Origin of the sequence: Streptomyces sp. OZ13, from assembly GCF_052068155.1 — a bacterium.
Classification (GTDB): domain Bacteria; phylum Actinomycetota; class Actinomycetes; order Streptomycetales; family Streptomycetaceae; genus Streptomyces.
Map to the genome: position 1 here is coordinate 63834 of NZ_JBQHCZ010000004.1, position 19463 is coordinate 83296.

22 protein-coding genes and 1 tRNA gene are annotated in these 19463 nt (G+C 70.5%); 19 read left to right on the top strand and 4 right to left on the bottom strand.

The window, feature by feature from the left end; genetic code table 11:
* Window positions 1–53: 53 nt before the first annotated feature.
* The 6 genes from ACTMTU_RS10545 to ACTMTU_RS10570 all read left to right on the top strand — a co-directional run bounded on the left by ACTMTU_RS10545 (window position 54) and on the right by ACTMTU_RS10570 (window position 5627).
* Complete coding sequence (locus ACTMTU_RS10545) at window positions 54–470, top strand: YciI family protein (protein WP_441263223.1); 417 nt, start codon at window positions 54–56, stop codon at window positions 468–470.
* Entirely contained in the window at window positions 460–1695 is a 1236-nt protein-coding gene (locus ACTMTU_RS10550) for an RNA polymerase sigma factor (protein WP_441263224.1), read from the top strand. Before ACTMTU_RS10545 ends, ACTMTU_RS10550 begins: the two co-directional genes overlap by 11 nt.
* An 84-nt stretch (window positions 1696–1779) precedes the next feature.
* On the top strand, window positions 1780–2439 hold the full coding sequence (locus ACTMTU_RS10555) for an HhH-GPD-type base excision DNA repair protein (RefSeq protein WP_441263225.1): 660 nt from the start codon (window positions 1780–1782) through the stop codon (window positions 2437–2439).
* Between the two features lie 165 nt (window positions 2440–2604).
* Entirely contained in the window at window positions 2605–4140 is a 1536-nt protein-coding gene (locus ACTMTU_RS10560) for a M28 family metallopeptidase (protein WP_441263698.1), read from the top strand.
* 403 nt (window positions 4141–4543) lie between these two features.
* On the top strand, window positions 4544–4840 hold the full coding sequence (locus tag ACTMTU_RS10565; protein ID WP_003955420.1) for a type II toxin-antitoxin system VapB family antitoxin: 297 nt from the start codon (window positions 4544–4546) through the stop codon (window positions 4838–4840).
* A 163-nt stretch (window positions 4841–5003) separates the two neighbouring features.
* Window positions 5004–5627, top strand: a complete 624-nt coding sequence (locus ACTMTU_RS10570; RefSeq protein WP_441263226.1) for a LytR C-terminal domain-containing protein — start codon at window positions 5004–5006, stop codon at window positions 5625–5627.
* 87 nt (window positions 5628–5714) lie between these two features.
* Here the strand turns inward: ACTMTU_RS10570 and upp are convergent, their stop codons facing one another.
* Entirely contained in the window at window positions 5715–6350 is a 636-nt protein-coding gene (upp, locus tag ACTMTU_RS10575) for a uracil phosphoribosyltransferase (RefSeq protein WP_441263227.1), read from the bottom strand.
* A 142-nt stretch (window positions 6351–6492) separates the two neighbouring features.
* Here upp and ACTMTU_RS10580 point away from each other — a divergent pair, with 142 nt between their 5' ends.
* The 9 genes from ACTMTU_RS10580 (at window position 6493) to ACTMTU_RS10620 (ending at window position 11962) form a co-directional block, all read left to right on the top strand.
* Window positions 6493–6681 (top strand): hypothetical protein, encoded by a 189-nt coding sequence (locus ACTMTU_RS10580; protein WP_441263228.1) that lies wholly within the window; start codon window positions 6493–6495, stop codon window positions 6679–6681.
* Between the two features lie 152 nt (window positions 6682–6833).
* Entirely contained in the window at window positions 6834–7370 is a 537-nt protein-coding gene (locus ACTMTU_RS10585) for a tRNA adenosine deaminase-associated protein (RefSeq protein WP_441263229.1), read from the top strand.
* Window positions 7370–7900: a tRNA adenosine(34) deaminase TadA gene (gene tadA, locus ACTMTU_RS10590; RefSeq protein WP_441263230.1), complete on the top strand. Its 531-nt coding sequence runs from the start codon at window positions 7370–7372 to the stop codon at window positions 7898–7900. The genes ACTMTU_RS10585 and tadA overlap by 1 nt, the downstream gene beginning before the upstream one ends.
* A gap of 92 nt (window positions 7901–7992) precedes the next feature.
* Window positions 7993–8077, top strand: a tRNA-Ser gene (locus ACTMTU_RS10595).
* A 385-nt stretch (window positions 8078–8462) separates the two neighbouring features.
* Window positions 8463–8627, top strand: a complete 165-nt coding sequence (locus ACTMTU_RS10600; protein WP_182327695.1) for a hypothetical protein — start codon at window positions 8463–8465, stop codon at window positions 8625–8627.
* 78 nt (window positions 8628–8705) lie between these two features.
* On the top strand, window positions 8706–8999 hold the full coding sequence (locus tag ACTMTU_RS10605; RefSeq protein WP_159690095.1) for a Dabb family protein: 294 nt from the start codon (window positions 8706–8708) through the stop codon (window positions 8997–8999).
* 176 nt (window positions 9000–9175) lie between these two features.
* The gene (locus ACTMTU_RS10610; protein ID WP_037776580.1) at window positions 9176–10018 is read left to right on the top strand and encodes an RNA polymerase sigma factor SigF; all 843 of its coding nucleotides are present in this window, start codon (window positions 9176–9178) and stop codon (window positions 10016–10018) included.
* Window positions 10019–10252: 234 nt separating this feature from the next.
* Window positions 10253–11110, top strand: coding sequence for an RNA polymerase sigma factor SigF (locus tag ACTMTU_RS10615; RefSeq protein ID WP_441263231.1), 858 nt, complete (start codon window positions 10253–10255; stop codon window positions 11108–11110).
* Window positions 11111–11662: 552 nt separating this feature from the next.
* Window positions 11663–11962, top strand: a complete 300-nt coding sequence (locus ACTMTU_RS10620) for a hypothetical protein (RefSeq protein WP_441263232.1) — start codon at window positions 11663–11665, stop codon at window positions 11960–11962.
* 78 nt (window positions 11963–12040) lie between these two features.
* Here the strand turns inward: ACTMTU_RS10620 and ACTMTU_RS10625 are convergent, their stop codons facing one another.
* Window positions 12041–12262 (bottom strand): hypothetical protein, encoded by a 222-nt coding sequence (locus tag ACTMTU_RS10625; RefSeq protein WP_441263233.1) that lies wholly within the window; start codon window positions 12260–12262, stop codon window positions 12041–12043.
* A gap of 201 nt (window positions 12263–12463) precedes the next feature.
* On the opposite strand from ACTMTU_RS10625, the gene ACTMTU_RS10630 reads away from it, so the two are divergent.
* The 4 genes from ACTMTU_RS10630 to ACTMTU_RS10645 all read left to right on the top strand — a co-directional run bounded on the left by ACTMTU_RS10630 (window position 12464) and on the right by ACTMTU_RS10645 (window position 16856).
* Window positions 12464–12919, top strand: coding sequence for a MarR family winged helix-turn-helix transcriptional regulator (locus ACTMTU_RS10630; RefSeq protein ID WP_441263234.1), 456 nt, complete (start codon window positions 12464–12466; stop codon window positions 12917–12919).
* 14 nt (window positions 12920–12933) lie between these two features.
* A complete protein-coding gene (locus ACTMTU_RS10635; RefSeq protein WP_441263235.1) occupies window positions 12934–15396 on the top strand; it encodes an MFS transporter in 2463 nt (820 codons plus the stop codon).
* A gap of 169 nt (window positions 15397–15565) precedes the next feature.
* Entirely contained in the window at window positions 15566–16378 is an 813-nt protein-coding gene (locus tag ACTMTU_RS10640) for a YceI family protein (protein WP_441263236.1), read from the top strand.
* Window positions 16379–16388: 10 nt separating this feature from the next.
* A complete protein-coding gene (locus ACTMTU_RS10645) occupies window positions 16389–16856 on the top strand; it encodes a PPOX class F420-dependent oxidoreductase (RefSeq protein WP_441263237.1) in 468 nt (155 codons plus the stop codon).
* An 87-nt stretch (window positions 16857–16943) separates the two neighbouring features.
* On the opposite strand, the gene ACTMTU_RS10650 is transcribed toward ACTMTU_RS10645, so the two are convergent.
* Together ACTMTU_RS10650 and ACTMTU_RS10655 are read right to left on the bottom strand one after the other, a co-directional pair.
* On the bottom strand, window positions 16944–17717 hold the full coding sequence (locus tag ACTMTU_RS10650) for a TetR/AcrR family transcriptional regulator (protein WP_441263238.1): 774 nt from the start codon (window positions 17715–17717) through the stop codon (window positions 16944–16946).
* 137 nt (window positions 17718–17854) lie between these two features.
* Window positions 17855–19366 (bottom strand): MFS transporter, encoded by a 1512-nt coding sequence (locus ACTMTU_RS10655; RefSeq protein ID WP_441263239.1) that lies wholly within the window; start codon window positions 19364–19366, stop codon window positions 17855–17857.
* Window positions 19367–19463 lie beyond the last annotated feature (97 nt).

Genomic DNA, 19463 nt, shown 5'->3' on the forward strand with positions numbered 1-19463 from the left:
TCTCCTGTGAGAGTTGCCCGGAGGGGCGACCGACCGGCCACAAGGAGCGAGTCATGAAGTACCTGGTGATGATTCAGGGCACGCAGGCGGACTACGAGGCGATGAGCGGCAACGGCTCCGAGCACGCCCCGGCCTGGAACGAGAAGGACATGCAGGCGATGTTCTCGTTCATGCAGAGCGTCAACGACGACCTCGCCGAGTCCGGCGAGCTCGTCGACGGGCAGGGCCTGGCAGCGCCGGCGCAGGCCCGGCACGTCCTGTCCGGCAAGGACGGGCGGCCGGTGGTGACGGACGGGCCGTACGGCGAGACGAAGGAGGTGCTCGCCGGGTACTGGGTCCTGGAGTGCGAGAGCCTGGACCGCGTGACGGAGATCGCGTCCCGCATCACCCAGTGCCCGGTCCCCGAAGGCACCACCGAATACCCCGTGGTGATCCGGCAGATCATGGACGGCGGAGGCGATGTCTGCTGATCCCCGCCGGGTCGAGGACCTGCTGCGCCTGCACGCGCCGCAGGTCCTCGGCGCGCTGGTGCGCCGGTACGGCCACTTCGACCTGGCCGAGGACGCCGTTCAGGAAGCGCTGCTGGCGGCGGCGCAGCAGTGGCCGGACTGCGGCGTACCGGACAATCCGCGCGGCTGGCTGATCAGGGTCGCCTCCCGCCGCCTGACGGACCTCCTGCGCAGCGAGGAGGCCAGGCGGCGCCGAGAGGAGACAGCCGGCCGGCTCGCCCCGCGGGACGCCTTCACCGGGCCACCGCCCGGTGAGGCACGCGCACCGTCCGAGGACGACACGCTCACCCTGCTCTTCCTGTGCTGCCATCCCGAGCTCAGCCCGCCCGCGCAGATCGCCCTGACCCTGCGGGCCGTCGGCGGTCTGACGACCGCCGAGATCGCCCGGGCCCACCTGGTGCCGGAGGCCACCATGGCGCAGCGGATCAGCCGGGCGAAGCAGCGGATACGAGGTCTGCCGTTCCGGCAGCCGGGACCGGGGGACCGGGACGCCCGGCTCGCCGCCGTACTTCAGGTGCTCTACCTGATCTTCAACGAGGGGTACACGGCGACCTCCGGCCGTGATCTGCACCGCGGCGACCTGGCGGCGGAGGCGATCCGCCTGGTCCGCGCCGTGCGACGCCTGCTGCCGGCGGACGGTGCGGTGACCGGGCTGCTGGCGCTGATGCTGCTCACAGACGCCCGCAGCGCCGCCCGCACCGGCCCGCACGGAGAGCTGATCCCGCTCGACGAGCAGGACCGCACGCGCTGGGACCGCGCGGCGATCGCCGAGGGCACCCGACTGGTGGAGGAGGCGCTGGCACAGGGCCCGGCGGGCCCGTACCAACTGCAGGCGGCGATCGCCGCGTTGCACGACGAGGCTCCGAGCGCCGACGAGACCGACTGGCCGCAGATCCTCGCCCTGTACGACCTTCTCGTCGCCCGCACTCCCGAAGCGATGGCCGAGCTCGGCCGGACGGTGGCGACGGCGATGGTGCACGGACCACGGGCCGGTCTGGCCGAAGTGGCTCGCCTGGAGGACAGGCTGAGCGGCAACCACCGGCTCGAGTCCGTAAGGGCGCACCTGCTGGAGAAGGCCGGCGACGTCGACGCCGCGCGCGCCGCCTACCGCTCTGCGGCCGCCCTGACGCTGAGCATCCCGGAAGCCCGCTATCTCCGGGCCAGGGCCGCCCGGCTGAGCCCGTGACACCCGCGCGGCCCCGCCGGCACAGCCCCGGCGCCGCCCGGCGCTTCGCTGGCGGCGCACCGGCCGCCGGGTGATCATCAGGGCATGGACGCCACGATTCACCTCGCCCAGCAACCGGAGGCCGACGAGCTCCTCGGCCGCAGCCCGCTCGCCGCCCTGATCGGGATGCTCCTCGACCAGCAGATCCCCATGGAGTGGGCGTTCACCGGCCCGTACACGGTGGCACAGCGCCTGGGCACCGACGATCTCGACGCCGCCGAGATCGCCGCCTACGACCCGGACGCCTTCACCGAACTGCTGCGGGAGAAGCCGGCGGTCCACCGCTACCCGGCGTCCATGGCCAAACGGGTTCAGGAGCTGTGCCGGTTCCTCGTCGACGAGTACGGCGGCGACGCGAGCGCCGTCTGGACGACCGCGGCCGACGGTGCGGACCTGCTGGCGAGGCTGAAGGCGCTGCCCGGCTTCGGCGAACAGAAGGCGCAGATCTTCCTGGCCCTCCTCGGCAAGCAGTACGGCGTACGTCCCGAGGGCTGGCGGGAGGCCGCCGGCGCGTACGGCGAGAAGGACTCGTACCGGTCGGCCGCCGACATCACCGGCCCCGAGTCGCTCGCCAGGGTGCGGGCGTACAAGCAGGAGAAGAAGGCCGCCGCCAAGGCAGCCAAGGCCACGCAGACCGCCAGGACCCTGAAGGCGACGAAGACGGCCAAGTCCGCCAAGTCGACGAAGTCACCCAGGAAGCCCTGAAGTACCGGGAGTTGAAGTGGATGAAGCGCTTCCGTGTGCTGATGGGGGGAAATGCGCCATGAGTTACGGCACAAGTGTTCACAGGGGCGACAGAGATCGCTAACTTCCCCTCAACCCTCGTACACATCGGGAAGGACCTCTGTGAAGGCAACCCATCGCAGAGCCGTGGCCACCGTGGCCGCTGCCGCACTCGCAACCCCGCTCCTGCTGGCATCCGCCTCCCCGTCCGCTGCGCAGCGTCAGGACCCGGGCGACCGGGCGGCCATGGACGCGTCGAAGCTGGCACGGAAGCTGGTCCAGAAGGCGTCCGCGGACGACGCCTTCGAGCACCTTGAGAAGTTCCAGCAGATAGCGGACAGCACGGGCGGCCACCGCGCCGCCGGTTCGCTCGGTCACGACGCCTCCGCCGCGTACGTGTACCAGCAGATGAAGAAGTACGGGTACGACGTCTCGTACCAGCGCTTCGACTTCATCTACACGGAGACGCTCGCCGAGAAGCTCTCCGTCGTCTCACCGACGCCGCGTGACGTCGACATCGCGGCCATGACGTACACCAAGTCCACTCCTGTTGGAGGCATCAAGGCCGCTGTGGCGGCGGTGCCCGTGGACGACACGACGGGCTGCGAGGCGGCCGACTACGCGTCGGACACCTTCACCGGCAAGATCGCGCTGATCAAGCGCGGCGGATGCAGCTTCGCCGACAAGCAGGCCGCCGCGGCCGCCGCCGGCGCGGTCGGCGCCATCGTCTACAACAACACCGAGGGCAGCCTCTCCGGAACCCTGGGCGACCAGGCCTCCGCGAAGATCCCGACCGGAGGCATCACGCAGGCCGACGGCGAGAAGCTCGCCGCCGACCTCGCCAAGGGCCCGCTGGAGGTCTCCTTCGAGGTCCGCGAGCTCCAGGAGAAGCGCAGCACCAACAACGTGATCGCGGAGACCCGCCGGGGCAACGCCGCCAACACGGTGATGCTCGGCGCCCACCTCGACTCGGTGACCGCCGGCCCCGGCATCAACGACAACGGCTCCGGCTCCGCCGGTCTGCTCGAGGTCGCGGAGGAGCTCGCCAAGCGGGAGAAGCAGCCCACCAACAAGGTGCGCTTCGCCTGGTGGTCGGCCGAGGAGAACGGACTGCTCGGCTCCGAGCACTACGTCGCGAACCTCAGCAGCCTGGGGAAGAAGGAGGTCAAGCTCTACCTCAACTTCGACATGATCGCGTCGCCGAACTACGGACTCTTCGTCTACGACGGCGACAACTCCGACGGCGTCGGCTCGGGAGCCGGCCCGGCGGGCTCCGCGCAGCTCGAGCGCGACATCAACGAGTTCCTCGACAAGCGGGGCACCCCGCACGAGGGCACCGACTTCACCGGCCGCTCCGACTACGGGCCGTTCATCGAGGTGGGCATCCCGTCCGGCGGCACCTTCACCGGCGCGGAGGGGATCAAGACCGAGGCGCAGGCGAAGAAGTTCGGCGGTTCCGCGGGCATCGCGTACGACGTGAACTACCACGCCGCGGGCGACGACATCAGCAACATCAACATGAAGGCGTTCGCCGTCAACATCGGCATCATCGCCAACGCCGTGGGCACCTACGCCCACGACATCAGCTCGCTGCGCAAGCCGGTCACGACCGTCCCGACGGACGGTGACGCCGGCAGCGGCGGCGGCCTCCACGACGGTCACGACCACGAAGTGACCGAGTAACACCGAACGTCACACCGGCCGCTCCGCCCACGACGGGCACCGGGCCGCCGACGGTCGCGGCGCGCCGCGGGCTCATCGCCCGCGGCGCGCCGTCCCCGTAGAAGGCCGCGAGACCTTCCGGCGCGTCCTTGGGCGCTCGGAGGTCCGCGTGAGGCCGCCCCCCGTTCGAGCGAATCAGCCGCACGGTCCGCGGGATCGACCGGGCCCCGCCGCGCCCTGCACCAAAGGCGATGACCGGCCTCGGAACAACCCCATGGTGGCCGCGAGGACACCATGGACGCTGCCCCGAGCCGACGGGAAAGAGCAGCGGGAGACCCCATTCTCCCGGTTTGCAAAGTATTGATCGGATCGCACCGCGGTTCCGTTGCTGCGCCATGAGCCTCTTGACCGGTAGGCTTTCCGTGTGATCTTCAAGCGCATCGGTAACGGGCGGCCGTATCCCGACCACGGCCGGGAAAGCACCCGGCAGTGGGCGGATGTCGCGCCGCGCCCGGTCCGCCTCGATCAGCTCGTGACCACCAAGGGACAGCTGGATCTCGAGACGCTGCTCGCAGAGGACTCGACGTTCTACGGGGACCTCTTCGCCCACGTCGTGAAGTGGCAGGGCGACCTCTATCTGGAGGACGGCCTGCACCGCGCCGTGCGCGCGGCCCTTCAGCAGCGTCAGGTCCTGCACGCCCGCGTGCTCGAGCTGGGCTGAGCGGACCGGCGCTTCCCCGGGGCCGCGGCGACGGCCGGCGGCGCCCCGAGGGCGGCCCGCCACGGTCTGCGGCTGATCCTTTCGGGGCCCTTTCGACACCGTACGGACGCAATCAACTGATCGTTTAGTAGGCACGGCCACCACACCGCATTACGCTGCGCCCATGAGCATGCTGACTCCCCCGGGCATGGGCGGAAAGTACCGCATCACGGGCGACAAGTACCCACGAATGCGACGCCCCCGGAACCGCCGCAGGATCGTCCTCGCGGCTGTCGCCGCGGTGGTCGCGCTGGGCCTCGCCGGCTGGGGGACGGTGCAGCTCATCGACGCGTTCACGGGCGGCGGCACCAAGACCTCCGCGAGCGGGGGCGGCACGCGGTGCAAGCCCGCCCCGTCCCCCTCCGCAGCGCCCCCGCCGCCGCTGCCGCGCCAGATCACGGTGAACGTCTACAACGCGACGCCGCGCGCCGGTCTCGCCAAGTCGACGGCCGACGAACTGAAGAAACGTGGCTTCAAGATCGGCAAGGTGGCGAACGCGCCGGCTGCCTACGACAAGAAGGTCCCCGGCACCGCCGTACTGCTCGGGGCGTCCACCGCACAGAGCGGCGCCTTCCGGGTGCTCGGCACCCAGGTGCGGGGCTTCCAGGCGAAGACCGACACCCGCACGACCGCGGACGTCGACTTCATCATCGGCACCGCGTTCAAGACCCTCGACGCCAAGGCGAGCGCGGACGTCGCCCTCGCGGCCCTGTCGCAGCCGAAGCCGGCGCCTTCCGGCAAGTGCTAGGGAGCGCCCCGGGGACGACGGAAGGGCCGGAACCCTCCGGCCCTTCCCGTGTCCCGCGGCGCGGTCGGCCGCACCACTTACGGACCGCTACTCGGCCGTCCCGTACATGCGGTCACCCGCGTCACCGAGGCCGGGCACGATGTACCCGTTCTCGTTCAGACGCTCGTCGACGGAGGCGGTCACGACGGTCACCGGCGTGCCCGCCAGCTCACGCTCCATCACCTCGACGCCCTCCGGCGCCGCGAGAAGCACGACCGCGGTCACATCGTCCGCGCCACGCTTGATCAGCTCACGGATCGCGGCGACCAGCGTCCCGCCCGTCGCCAGCATCGGGTCCAGCACGTACACCTGGCGCCCGGAGAGGTCCTCCGGCATGCGCGTCGCGTACGTCGATGCCTCGAGCGTCTCCTCGTTGCGGATCATCCCCAGGAAGCCCACCTCGGCGGTCGGCAGCAGCCGGACCATGCCGTCGAGCATGCCCAGGCCGGCCCGCAGGATCGGCACGACGAGCGGCTTCGGGCTGGACAGCTTCACACCGGTCGTCCGGGTCACCGGGGTCTCGATGTCGACCTGCTCCGTGCGCACGTCCCGGGTGGCCTCGTAGGCGAGCAGGGTGACCAGCTCGTCGGCGAGCCGCCGGAAGGTAGGGGAGTCGGTGCGCCTGTCGCGCAGCGTTGTGAGTTTGTGCGCCACCAGCGGGTGGTCGACGACGTGGATCCGCATGGCGTCAACAGTAGCCCGCACTCGCATCAAGGACGGTTCCGGAGGGAAGGTGGAGAGGTGTCTCCCCAGGCCGCGGGGCCGAGGAAGTGCCCGCGGACAGGTCCCGGGGGAGTACGGAGACAGCCGTGGGGTGGTGTGGCCGATGCCGGAGACCGAGCCGGAGCCGGAGCCGGAGCAGGAGAACGCGACCGACGGGGAGCGCCGCAGACGACGCGCCCAATTCCTGCGCGAACTGAACGAGGCCAAAGCGCTGCGCGACCGTGTCCAGCCGCGACGCGCCCGAGCGGCCCGGATGCGCCGGCAGATGCGCATGCGGACCTTCCGCTGGTAGACCGTCCCACGAGCCCCTTAAGAACTGATGGCCGACGCAACGACGGAAGACCTCTCGCAACGCGCCTCTTTCTGCCACGATTCCGAGTGGGCGGGGCACGAACGCAGAACGCGCCGCCGGTCGTCACACCTCTGATCAGTGGGAGAGTCACGGTGTACTTCGCCGCACTGCTCGCGCGCACTCATGACGGGTGGGAAGCGAGCGACACAGAGCTCGACGATGTGGAGACCCTGTCGGATCTGACCGACCTGGCCCGCGAAGCCTCGGTGGACGAGGACACGGTCCTCGTCTTCATCGAGCAGGAGGACGCCTGGTTCGGCATCCTCCGGGTCGAGGGCGAGGAGGACCCTCGGATCTTCGTCTCGGACGCGGCCGCTGCCGCACGCTCCTCCTATGGGGAGATCCTCACCAACGAACTGCTCGGCGGGGACGACGAGGACCCTGCCGCCGACCTCGACGCGCTGGACCTCGACGGTACGGAGGACGGAGAACCGGAGGAGGACGGGGCCGACACGGTGGACCTGCCCGCCCAGGCCGGCGAGTCCGTCCCGACGGGTCCGGCCGGCGACCGCGAGATCCTCGCCGATCTCGGGCTGTCCGAAAAGGAACTGCTGGCGCTGGAGACGGACGCGCTGTCGGAGATCGCGGACGCGCTCGGCGCCGGCGAGGTACTGGAGACCGTGCGCTAGTGCCCCGCCCGGCAGACGAACAGGCACCGGACCGTACGCCGGAACCGGTGCTGTGGAACGACCCTGTGCGCGGTCCGTGGGAGGCGTCGATGCGCCTCGCCCTCGGCGAGGCGGACCGCGCGGAGCAGGGCGGCGACGTGCCGGTAGGCGCCGTGCTGCTCTCCGGGGACGGCACGATCCTCGCCGTCGGGCACAACGAGCGCGAGGCGACGGGCGATCCGACCGCGCACGCCGAGGTGCTGGCGATCCGCAGGGCCGCCGTCGTCCTCGGCGAGTGGCGGCTGACCGGCTGCACGCTCGTCGTGACGTTGGAGCCGTGCACGATGTGCGCCGGCGCGATCGTGCAGTCGCGGGTGGCTCGCGTGGTCTACGGGGCGCGCGACGACAAGGCCGGCGCGGCGGGCTCCCTGTGGGACGTCGTACGGGACCGCCGGCTCAACCACCGGCCCGAGGTCGTGAGCGGAGTGCTGGGCGAGGAGTGCTCGAAGCAGCTCACGGCGTTCTTCAGGGACCGGCCGGGCGACCGCTGAACCGTGCCCGCCGGCAGTCGGGAACGGGCTCGGCGGACGCTTGCCCATAACCGATTTCAGAGCACGGCCCACCTTGGGCTAAGCTCTCTCCCGGTAGCGTGTCCGAGCGGCCGAAGGAGCTCGCCTCGAAAGCGAGTGTGGCGCAAGTCACCGAGGGTTCAAATCCCTCCGCTACCGCTCTTGTCGAAGGCCCCGGTGCATGGCACCGGGGCCTTCGTCGTGGCCGCGGACCTCTCGGTACGTCCCCGGCCTTCCGGCCGTACGCCGCGGCCCTCAGAGGGATCTCCAGGCACCGCTGAAACCGCTGAGGATCCGACGCCTGCACGCAGGGCGCGCCGAGGCGAAGCTCCGGCGGACGCCGGTCCGGGCCGGCCCGGTGGGCGCGATCGGGGGCACCACGGCCAGGGTCCGGTGAGCGGCTCCGCGGCTCGCGCTCCGCCCGGCCGCGCGCCTGAAAGGGCGCGAGGAACAGGCTCTTGGCCGTGGAAAATCTGTCCGAATGCGCTCGGCTAGACTCACGCGACGCGTCGCCGGGGCAGGACAGCAGGGGAGACAGGGGCCGATGGTGCAAGCCAAGAAGATAGCCGTGTACATCGTGGTCGTCTTCATCCTGTACACGATCATCAACTCCCCCGACCGGGCGGCCGACCTGGTGGGGGTAGGGTTCGAGGGCATTTCGAGCGCCGCGCAGGGCGTCGGAGAGTTCATGACCGAGCTCGTCAACTAGGGCCGCGCCAGGCATCGCGGTCCCCGGCCAAGATCCGCCGGACAGGCCCCCGCCTGCCGGCCAACCAGGGAGTGCCCCGTGATCCGCCATCTGGTCCTCTTCAAGCTCAACGAGGGCGTCGAGCGCGACGAGCCCCGCGTCGCCGCCGGAGTGAAGGCCTTCCAGGAGCTGGACGGCGTCGTACCGGAGCTGGAGTTCTGGGAGTGCGCCTGGAACATCACGGACCGGCCCATCGCCTACGACTTCGCCATCAACTCGGCCGTGGCCGACAAGGACGCGCTGAAGCGGTACATCGAGCATCCGGCCCATCAGGCGGCCGCCGGACAGTGGCGCGAGTTCGCCACGTGGGTGATCGCCGACTACGAGTTCTGAAGGCCCCTCCACGAGCCCCTCGCCCTCCAGGGCGGGGGGCTCGTCGGTTTTCCGTCCCAGCAGGACGTCAACACGGCGTTATCGGGTGCTTGCACACAGTGGACATGTCTTGTGATGCTATGACCGCTTTTGACGGATGAGTTGACCGAAAATGACCGCAAAGGGGTGGCTTGACCGTGTCGGCCAGTACTGCGCCTCAGGTGCCACCTCAGAACGAGAGGCCGGACGACACCGCCCCTGCCGCGAGGCCGCAGAGGCGCGGTGCGGACACCCGGGCTCTGACCCAGGTGCTGTTCGGCCGCCTCAAGGGACTCCAGGCGGGGACCGCGGAGCACTCCAGGGTGCGCGCCGCGCTCATCGAGGCCAACCTCCCGCTCGTGCGGTACGCCGCGGCCCGGTTCCGCAGCCGCAACGAGCCGATGGAGGACGTGGTCCAGGTCGGCACGATCGGGCTGATCAACGCCATCGACCGGTTCGACCCTGACCGCGGCGTGCAGTTCCCGACGTTCGCGATGCCCACGGTGGTGGGAGAGATCAAGCGGTACTTCCGCGACAACGTGCGGACCGTGCACGTGCCGCGGCGCCTCCACGAGCTGTGGGTGCAGGTGAACGGGGCCACCGAGGACCTGACGACCGCCCACGGGCGCTCCCCCACGACCGCGGAGATCGCCGAGCGGCTGAAGATCGGCGAGGACGAGGTGCTGGCCTGCATCGAGGCCGGCCGTTCGTACCACGCGACATCGCTCGAAGCGGCCCAGGAGGGCGACGGCATGCCGGGGCTGCTGGACCGGCTCGGCTACGAGGACCCGGCGCTGGCCGGCGTCGAACACCGCGACCTGGTGCGGCATCTCCTCGTCCAGCTGCCGGAGCGGGAACAGCGGATCCTGATGCTCCGCTACTACAGCAACCTGACACAGTCGCAGATCAGTCAGGAACTGGGCGTCTCCCAGATGCACGTGTCGCGACTGCTGGCGAGAAGTTTCGCTCGACTTCGTTCCGCAAACAGGATCGAAGCGTAGCTCGAACGGGTAGAGCACCTCTGAGCCGCTGACGGCGGCTCAAAAGCCGTACACCCCCTGTTTACTGGGCATTTTCGCGCGATACTTGTCGACATGTCACTACAGCGTGTTGCCGACATGTGACATTCTGCTGGAACCGCGTTTGCCGCAGCCTCGCCGCCGGTATTCAGGTGGAGGCTGCGTTCCTCAGACGGTCGCGGCCACCGCGACCGTCCGCGACCTCAAGGGGGTGGCATGTCCGTAGAACAGGGCAGCTCGAAGGTGCTCACTCGCGCTCCAAGCGCGCCCGCACCCGTCGTGCCCAGCAGCTCGGAAGCCATCGACACCCGCACTCTCTCCCGTTCCCTGTTCCTGCGGCTTCGCACCCTGGACAGCGAGGGCGCGGCCGACGACAGCCCGGAGCGCACCTACGTGCGCGACACCCTCATCGAGCTCAACCTCCCGCTCGTGCGGTACGCAGCGGCGCGGTTCCGCAGCCGCAACGAACCGATGGAGGACATCGTCCAGGTCGGCACGATCGGCCTGATCAAGGCGATCGACCGCTTCGACTGCGAGCGGGGCGTGGAATTCCCCACCTTCGCGATGCCGACGGTCGTGGGCGAGATCAAGCGCTTCTTCCGTGACACCTCGTGGTCCGTGCGGGTCCCTCGCCGGCTCCAGGAGCTGCGCCTCGCACTCACCAAGGCGAGCGACGAGCTCGCCCAGAAGCTGGACCGCTCCCCGACCGTTCCCGAACTGGCCGCGGTACTGGGTGTGTCGGAGGAGGACGTCGTCGACGGCCTCGCCGTGGGCAACGCCTATACGGCCTCTTCGCTCGACTCGCCCTCGCCCGAGGACGACGGCGGCGAAGGCTCGCTCGCGGACCGCCTCGGCTACGAGGACTCGGCGCTGGAAGGTGTCGAGTACCGCGAGTCCCTCAAGCCGCTGCTGGCCAAACTGCCGCCCCGGGAGCGGCAGATCATCATGCTGCGCTTCTTCGCCAACATGACCCAGTCGCAGATCGGCGAGGAGGTCGGCATCTCACAGATGCACGTCTCGCGTCTGCTGACCCGCACGCTGGCACAGCTGCGGGAAGGGCTGATCGCCGACTGACGAGCCGGGCTCCGTCCGCTCGGGGCCCGTCTCGAAGAGGTTTTCCGGAAGCTTCCTTCCTGACGGGCCGTCAGTCACACTGGCGCGATGCGACGGCGAACCGGTTCAGGGATCGTGGCGTTGGCGCTCTGCCTCGGCGGAGCGCTGACCGCGTGCGGCAGCAGCGGCGAGGGGGAGGTTGCCCTCGGCGCCGCCGGCTCAGGACCGGACCGTGCGCCCACCGCTGCCGTGCCGCCGAAGGGCAAGGTCTCGCTCGCCCCGCTGGACGGGAGCGAAGAGCCCGCCGGCGACGCGACCACGGGCGCGGCCGGGAAGGCACCCCGAAAGGGTACCGGCGGGCCGGCCGCAGGCCCGGAGGGCGGCAGTGATCAGGCGCCGAGCGGCCCTGGCGGCACATCCGCGAGCGGTAGGAGCGGCGCCGGCCCTTCCGGAAGCGGTGGACCGCGGCAGACCCCGGGCTCCGGCGGCACGCCCGGCGCCTCACCCACCCGGACACCGTCAGCGCCGGCGCCTGGCCCGTCCGATCCGGCGCCGGACCCCACAGGCCCGGCCGTGCTTCAGCTCGGCGAGCCCGTCCGCGAGGCCCTCGACCGGCGCTGGTGCGAGAAGGTCACCGTGGAGTTCCGCAACACCGGCGGCACCGCCGCCGTGTCCGGGACCGTCACCTTCGCCACCCACATCATCGGCGCGCTCGGTGTCGACTGGGGCACGCGCGAGTCCAGCGGGCCGCTGCCCGCGCCGATCGCGCCCGGAGCCGTGCGGAAGCAGGCGTACACCGTCTGCGTGGACGCCTGGCGGGTGCCCCTGGGCATGCACATCGAGACCCAGGACGTCACCGCGACATGGAAGTGACCGGGCCCGCCCGATCCGGAACCCGTCCGGCCCGGACAGGTTCTGGTTCCGGCCCGGACGGGTTCCGGCCGACAGGTTCTAGCCGAGGGCCAGCCAGGCGACCGCGCCGAGGATGACGACCGCCGCGACGACGCCGACGATGAGGCCGACGCGCGAGGAGGACGTCGCCGCGGGCGTCGCCGCCGCGCGGCCCTGCGGGGCACCTTCGTCCACGAAGGCGCGGAACATCTGAGTGCTGCCCGCGGGGTCGTAGTTGCCCTCGGGGCCCTGGCCTTGGGGAGCATGGGGGTTGTGTGCCATGGGGCAGGACCCTAGCGAACGGCGTCCGCGGCCCCAACCCCGGGCGGGCGGCCGGTGGGCTCCGAGAAGGAGATTGCCTGCCCATGACTCCGCATATGCAAAGCCTTTTGGGTTCCTTTACCCGGTCAGGCCCGTTTTCATTTGCCTGTAGCAACCAACGGCTTCTATTGTTGCCCTAAGCAACGAAAAGTGGGAGGGGCCTTGGCCGAGCGGAGTCAGTACGAGGAGCTGGCCCGGCAGATAAGCGCAGTCGGGGCCGTGAAACGGGTCCTCTCGCGGATACTGCCCGCCGAGTGCCCTTCCGGGTCCGCCGCGGTGCTGTCACTGCTCGGCCGGCACGGCGAGATGCGGATGGGCCGCCTCGCCGAGTTGATGGGCGTCGACATGTCCGTCACCAGCCGGCACGTGGCCCATGTGGTTGAGCGCGGCTGGCTGGAGCGATCGCCCGATCCCGAGGACCGGCGGTCCCGCATCCTGCGGCTCACGCCGGCGGGCAGGGACCTGCTCGACGACCTCGGCCACCGGACCACGGACATGTTCGCCCACTACCTCGAGGACTGGTCCGACGAAGAAGTCGGACAGCTGAACGCGATGCTGGCCCGCCTCCGCGAATCCGTCGGGGACTGCCGGGCCCACGCCACCCGTACACCCGTATGAAGAGAAGGAAGTTCATGGCTACGACCACACCGAACGGTGTGCGGGGCGGCCACGCCAAGCACGGCGGTGGATCCGCCTCCGACGGCGGGGCGCCGATGACGCACCGGCAGATCATGGAGGCGCTGTCCGGGCTGTTGCTCGGCATGTTCGTCGCCATCCTGTCGTCGACGATCGTCTCCAACGCCCTACCGGAGATCATCACCGACCTCGGCGGAGGCCAGAGCGCCTACACCTGGGTCGTCACCGCCTCGCTGCTGGCGATGACCGCGACCACCCCGCTGTGGGGCAAGCTCTCGGACCTCTTCTCCAAGAAGCTGCTGGTCCAGATATCGCTGCTCATCTACGTCCTGGGTTCGGTCGTCGCCGGACTCTCGCAGAACTCCGGCATGCTGATCGCCTGCCGTGTGATCCAGGGCATCGGCGTCGGCGGTCTGTCCGCCCTCGCGCAGATCGTCATGGCCGCGATGATCGCCCCCCGCGAGCGGGGCCGCTACAGCGGATACATCGGTGCCGTCTTCGCGGTCGCGACCGTCGGCGGCCCGCTGCTCGGCGGCGTCATCACCGACACCGAGTGGCTTGGCTGGCGCTGGTGCTTCTACGTCGGCGTGCCGTTCGCGCTGATCGCCCTGTTCGTCCTGCAGAAGACCCTCAAGCTCCCCGTGGTCAAGCGGCAGGTGAAGGTCGACTGGTCGGGCGCGTTCTTCATCAGCGCCGCCGTCTCGCTGCTGCTGGTGTGGGTGACCTTCGCCGGTGACAAGTACGACTGGATCTCGTGGCAGTCCGGCGCGATGGTCGGCGGTTCCGTGGTGCTCGGCGCGCTCTTCCTCCTGGTGGAGTCGAAGGCGAGCGAACCGATCATCCCGCTGCGGCTGTTCCGCAACCGCACGATCACGCTGGCCTCGCTGGCCTCGCTCTTCGTCGGCGTCGCCATGTTCGCCGGCACGGTGTTCTTCAGCCAGTACTTCCAGCTGGCGCGCGACGAGTCGCCGACCATGTCCGGTGTGCTGACGATCCCTATGATCGGCGGACTCTTCGTCTCGTCGACGGTCTCCGGCCAGATCATCACCAAGACCGGCCGCTGGAAGGCCTGGCTGGTCGCGGGCGGCGCCCTGGTGACGGCGGGCCTCGGTCTGCTGGGCACCATCCGCTACGACACCGAGTACTGGCACATCGCGGTCTTCATGGTCCTGATGGGCCTCGGACTCGGCATGATGATGCAGAACCTGGTGCTCTGCACCCAAAACCAGGTCGACCCGTCGGACCTCGGCGCGGCCAGCTCGGTCGTCACCTTCTTCCGGTCCCTCGGCGGCGCGATCGGCGTCTCCGCGCTCGGCGCGGTGATGGCCACCCGGGTCACCCACTACGTCAAGGACGGGCTCGCCGAGCTCGGCCCGCAGGGCGAGGCGCTGGGTCACGGCGGTACGGGTGGCGGCGGCATTCCCGACCTGGACAAGCTGCCGGTCCCCATCCGCACCGTCATGGAGACGGCGTACGGGCACGGGGTCGCCGACATCTTCCTGTACTCCGCCCCCTTCGCGCTCGTCGCCTTCCTGGTGACCCTCTTCATCAAGGAGGTCGCTCTGAAGAGCAGCTCGTCGGACGCGGAGGCGAAGCAGGCGAAGGACACCGTCACCACCTCCGAGGCACCGGAGGCGCTCGCCGTCGCCACGGCCCCCGCCCCGGCGCAGGCCGTCGCGACCGAGCCAGTCACCTCCGGTGTCGCGGTCGGCGGAGTGGTGCGCGGTTCCGAGGGCGCCGCGGTGCCCCGGGCAGCCGTCACGCTGATCTCGCCGGCCGGCCGGCAGCTCGGCCGCTCCGTCGCCCAGGGGGACGGCAGCTACACGCTGGACGCGCCGGGCGCCGGATCGTATGTGCTGATCGCCTCGGCCGACGGCTTCCAGCCGCAGGCCTCCACGGTGAACGTCACGGGTGAGCCGCTGGTGTTCGACATCCTGCTCGCCGGGACCAGCGGCCTCGGCGGAGTGGTGCGGGCGGCCGACGGCGGCGGCCCCGTCGAAGGAGCCATGGTCGTCGTCACAGATGTGCGCGGCGATGTGCTCGCCACCGGGACGAGCACGGAGCAGGGCGAGTTCGCCTTCGCCGAGCTCGTGCCCGGCTCGGTGACCGTCGCGGTGAACGCGCCCGGCTACCGGCCGCTCGCGCTGCCCGTGGAGATCGGCGGTCAGGGCGTGACCCGGATCGAGGCGGCGCTCCGGGCCGGCGCGGTCGTGCGGGGCGTGGTCCGCGGGGCCGCGGGCCTGCCGCTGACCGACGCCCGGGTGACCCTCGTGGACGCCGCCGGGAACGTGGTGGCCACGGCGACCACCGGCGACGACGGGGCGTACGCCTTCGCGGACCTGGACGCGGGCGAGTACTCGGTCATCGCGACCGGATACCCGCCGGTGGCGGGCCAGTTGACCGTGACCGGTCGCGGCGTCGACGGTCACGACATCGCACTCGCCCACCCGGGCGAGTAAAGGACCCCCGGGCCCGGGCGCCTCGTTCTCGGCGGAGACGAGCCGCCCGCCCGGCGGAGACGGGCCCCGGAGACGGGGCGGCAGGCAGGGGACGGCCGGTCGCCCCGCCCGGGGCCCGAACACTTCTCCACGGCCGTGAGGGCCGGACACAGAAACGGGATCGATGGGTATGGGACTTCGCGCACAGGTACGGACCCGCGACGGCTGGGCCGTCCAGCACGCGGTCGTCACCGTGACGGACATGACCGGCACCCAGGTGCTGCGGGCACAGGCCGGCGCGGACGGCACGGTGAGCGACACGACCGACCTGCCGGCCGGGCCGTACACGGTGATCGTGACGGCTCTCGGGTACGCGCCGGTGGCGTCGACCGCGCTGGTCACGGCGAGCGGACGGGTGGACGCGGGCACAGTGGTGCTGTCCCGGCAGGGCGGCGCGGAGCTTCCTCCGCCGGGCACCTGGTCGCTCGACCCGGCGCACTCGTCGGTGGCAGCCACGGCGCAGCACCTCGGGATCTCCAGCGTGCGCGGCCGCTTCACCGAGTTCGGCGGACGGATCGAGATCGCGGAGGACGTGGAGCGTTCCCGGGTCGACGCGGTGATCTCGGCCGCGTCCATCGACACGGGCAACGGGCTGCGGGACAAGCACCTGCGGTCGCCGGACTTCCTGGACACCGAGCGCTTCCCCGAGATCACGTACAGGTCCACCGCCCTGGCTGCGGCCGGGCCCGACCGCTGGACGGTGCGGGGCGAGCTGTCGCTGCACGGTGTCGTCCGCGAGGTCGACCTCGACCTCGGCTACCTGGGCACCGGTCCCGACCCGTGGGGCGGGGTGCGCGCCGCCTTCCGCGCCACGGCGGAACTGCACCGCGACGACTTCGCCATGCACTACAACCAGATGGTGCAGACGGGCATCTCCGCCATCGGGACGACTCTGAAGGTGGAGCTGGACATCCAGGCCGTCCAGGGCGGCGAACTCCCGTAAGGTGCCGGCCATGGCACGACAGATCGCCACCAACACCAGGGTGGAACGCGAGCAGTTGCTGGAATTCGTACGGCCGCGGCACCGGGCGATCCTGCTGACGCGCCGTGCGGACGGCTCTCCACAGGGCTCGCCGCTCATCTGCGGTGTGGACGACTCGGGACGGATCGTCGTCTCGACCTATCCGGAGCGGGCGAAGACGCGCAACGCCAAGCGGGACGCGCGTGTCAGTCTGATCATCCTGTCGGACGACTGGAACGGGCCGTGGGTGCAGGTCGACGGCACCGCGGAGGTGATCGACTCCCCCGCGTCGGTGGAGCCGCTCGTCGAGTACTTCCGCAACATCTCCGGTGAGCACCCGGACTGGGACGAGTACCGCGAGGCGATGCGGAAGCAGGGCAAGTCGATCATCCGTGTCACACCGGAGCGGTGGGGCCCCATCGCCACGGGCGGCTTCCCGGCGCGGCTCGGCGAGGACTGACCGGACCGCCGGGGCCCGGCCGGTCGCCGAGGACCGGGGCCGGCGCGACGAGAGCCCGCCGGCCCTTACGGGTCCGGGAACGGCGGGCTACGCCTTCGACCGCTCCACCATCGCCTCGATACCCGCGATGAGGAGATCGAGCGCGAACCCGAAGTCCCGCTCCCGCATCTCCTCCACAGTGTCGCCGCCGCGCGCCTCCATCAGCTCGTCGGCATGCGCGAACTTCTCGCGGTACTCCGGCCGTTCGCGGATCGTCCCCATGGCCTGGCGGAAGTACTCGTCCTGGCTGAGCCCTGCCGCCGCGCAGCGCTCGGTGAAGTGGCCCTCGATGGTGCCGAATCCGTAGACGAACTGGAAGACCGCGGAGATGCCCCCCATCTGCCCGTGGGGCGGCAGGCCGGTGTTGCGGACGATCTGCTGGGCCGCCCGCGAGAAGGCCATCGAGTGCGGACCGATGTTCAGGTACGTCCCGATCAGCGGCGACACCCACGGGTGCCGGACCAGCAGTGCCCGGTACCCGGCGGCGAGGGCACGGAGCTGCTCGCGCCAGTCGTTCGGGTCCTCGTCCGTGTCCGGCAGCGACACGGTTCCGAAGACCGCGTCGAGGGCCAGCTCCAGCAGGTCGTCCTTGGTGTCGACGTACCAGTAGACCGACATCGCGGTGACGTTCAGTTCGGCGGCCAGCTTGCGCATGGAGAAGCGGGCCGCGCCCTCGGCGTCCAGGAGCCGGACCGTGGCGTCGATGATCTTGTCGCGGTCCAGTCCGGCCGGCTGTGCCGACCTGCGCCCGCGGTCGGCCTTGCCCTCCAGCCAGACACTGGTCCGCATGGGGCTCTTCGTGCGGTCGGTGGTACTCGCCATCGCACACCCTCTCGGTTCTTCCCGGCCGGACGGGCGGTGCCGGAAGCCTCCGGTCCGCCCGCCTCCGATGCTATGCCGCTGAGCTGTGCCACGGTGCTGTGCCCTGTGCGGCACAGCACCGTGGGCGCCCGGCGGTGTCAGGCCGCAGCCGCGGGAGCGTCCGCCCGCTCCGCCCGCCGCAGCAGCAGCGCGGCCAGCAGACCGCCGGCCATTACCGCCACCGCGCCCACCAACTGGCTCGTCTCCAGCCCCGAGGCGAACGCCTCCGAGATCGAAGCGCGCTCGCCGGCGCCGTCCGCCGCCGCCAGTGCGGCGGGCAGCGAGGTCGCCCCGACGGCCGCGGGCACCAGAGCGACGAAGCGGGAGTTGAGTACGGCGCCCAGGACGGCGACGCCGAGGCCGTTGCCGAACTCGGCGAGGGTGCCGTTGATGCCCGCGCCCACGCCCGCCTTCTCCGGCGGTATGGCGCTCATGATCGCGTTGGCCATCGCGGGCATGGACAGGGCCACTCCGGCGCCCATGACGACCAGGCCGAGCAGCATCCCGCTGTAGCCGTCGGCGCCGAGGACCGCGATGGCGGCGAGGCCGCCGGAGACCAGGGCCATGCCGACGGCGATGGTGACCGGAGTCCCGAAGATCCGCAGCAGCCGGGCCCCGATGCCCGTCAGGTTGAGCGCGACGACCGTGAGCGCCAGCGGCGCCGTACGAAGACCGGCGTCCAGGGCTCCGTACCCGAGCACGAACTGGAGGTGCTGGGTAAGCAGGAAGAGCGAGCCGGTCATGCCGAACGCCACCAGGATCGCGCCGGCGACCGCGCCGATGAAGCGCTGGTTGCGGAAGAAGTGCATGTCGAGCATCGGGTACGGGATCCGCAGCTCCCAGACCACGAAGGCACCGAGGAAGAGCGCGCCGAGGGCGGCCGACGCCAGGACCTGGGTGGAGGTCCAGCCGTGGTCCGGGCCCGAGATGATCGCGTACACGACGGCCGTCATACCGATCGTGGACAGCACCGCGCCGAGCAGATCGGGCCGGTCGCCCTGCGGGTTCTTGGACTCCGGGACCATCACGAGCACCGCCGCCAGGCCGATCACGGCAACGGGAATGTTGATCAGGAAGATCGCGCCCCACCAGAAGTGCTCGAGCATCACGCCGCCGATCAGCGGTCCGGCCGCGAAGCCGAGAGAGCTGACGGTCGACCAAAGAGCGATGGCCTTCACCCGCTCCTTGTCGTCGAAGACCTGCACGACGACGGCGAGGGTCGTGGTCATCAGCAGCGCCCCGCCCACGCCCATGCCGGCGCGAGCCGCGATCAACTGGCCGGAGGTCTGGGCGAGTCCGGCGGCGAGCGAGCCGATGCCGAACAGGGCCAGGCCCGAGACGAGCATCTTCCTGCGGCCGTACCGGTCCGCCGCGTTGCCCGCGGTGAGCAGCAGGCCCGACTGGACCAGCGAATAGGCGTTGATCATCCACTGGATGTCGGCCGTCGAGGCGTGGAGCTCCCTCGTGAGGGACGGGATCGCCACGGACAGGACGGTGTTGTCGAGCAGCACGGTGAGCTGGGCGAGACAGATGACGCCGAGGATCAGCCAGCGCTGCGGGTGGCCTCCGGATGGGGCCGCCTTACGGGTCTCGGTCGTCGTTGCCGTCATTCAAGCTCCTTGTACGGTGTACGGGAAGATACCCGTACACCGTACAAGGGTTTCTCATACGCTGTACAGCGCTATTTGGTCAGGTCGTAGAAGCTGA

Coding starts and splice junctions, on each gene's coding strand:
- ACTMTU_RS10550 (WP_441263224.1), top strand. CDS start 460: ATGTCTGCTGATCCCCGCCGGGTCGAGGACCTGCTGCGCCTGCACGCG.
- upp (WP_441263227.1), bottom strand. CDS start 6,350: ATGCGGATCCACGTCGTCGACCACCCGCTGGTGGCGCACAAACTCACA.
- ACTMTU_RS10635 (WP_441263235.1), top strand. CDS start 12,934: ATGGCTACGACCACACCGAACGGTGTGCGGGGCGGCCACGCCAAGCAC.
- ACTMTU_RS10650 (WP_441263238.1), bottom strand. CDS start 17,717: ATGGCGAGTACCACCGACCGCACGAAGAGCCCCATGCGGACCAGTGTC.
- ACTMTU_RS10580 (WP_441263228.1), top strand. CDS start 6,493: ATGCCGGAGACCGAGCCGGAGCCGGAGCCGGAGCAGGAGAACGCGACC.
- ACTMTU_RS10645 (WP_441263237.1), top strand. CDS start 16,389: ATGGCACGACAGATCGCCACCAACACCAGGGTGGAACGCGAGCAGTTG.
- ACTMTU_RS10655 (WP_441263239.1), bottom strand. CDS start 19,366: ATGACGGCAACGACGACCGAGACCCGTAAGGCGGCCCCATCCGGAGGC.
- ACTMTU_RS10555 (WP_441263225.1), top strand. CDS start 1,780: ATGGACGCCACGATTCACCTCGCCCAGCAACCGGAGGCCGACGAGCTC.
- ACTMTU_RS10600 (WP_182327695.1), top strand. CDS start 8,463: ATGGTGCAAGCCAAGAAGATAGCCGTGTACATCGTGGTCGTCTTCATC.
- ACTMTU_RS10570 (WP_441263226.1), top strand. CDS start 5,004: ATGAGCATGCTGACTCCCCCGGGCATGGGCGGAAAGTACCGCATCACG.
- ACTMTU_RS10625 (WP_441263233.1), bottom strand. CDS start 12,262: ATGGCACACAACCCCCATGCTCCCCAAGGCCAGGGCCCCGAGGGCAAC.
- ACTMTU_RS10545 (WP_441263223.1), top strand. CDS start 54: ATGAAGTACCTGGTGATGATTCAGGGCACGCAGGCGGACTACGAGGCG.
- ACTMTU_RS10640 (WP_441263236.1), top strand. CDS start 15,566: ATGGGACTTCGCGCACAGGTACGGACCCGCGACGGCTGGGCCGTCCAG.
- ACTMTU_RS10615 (WP_441263231.1), top strand. CDS start 10,253: ATGTCCGTAGAACAGGGCAGCTCGAAGGTGCTCACTCGCGCTCCAAGC.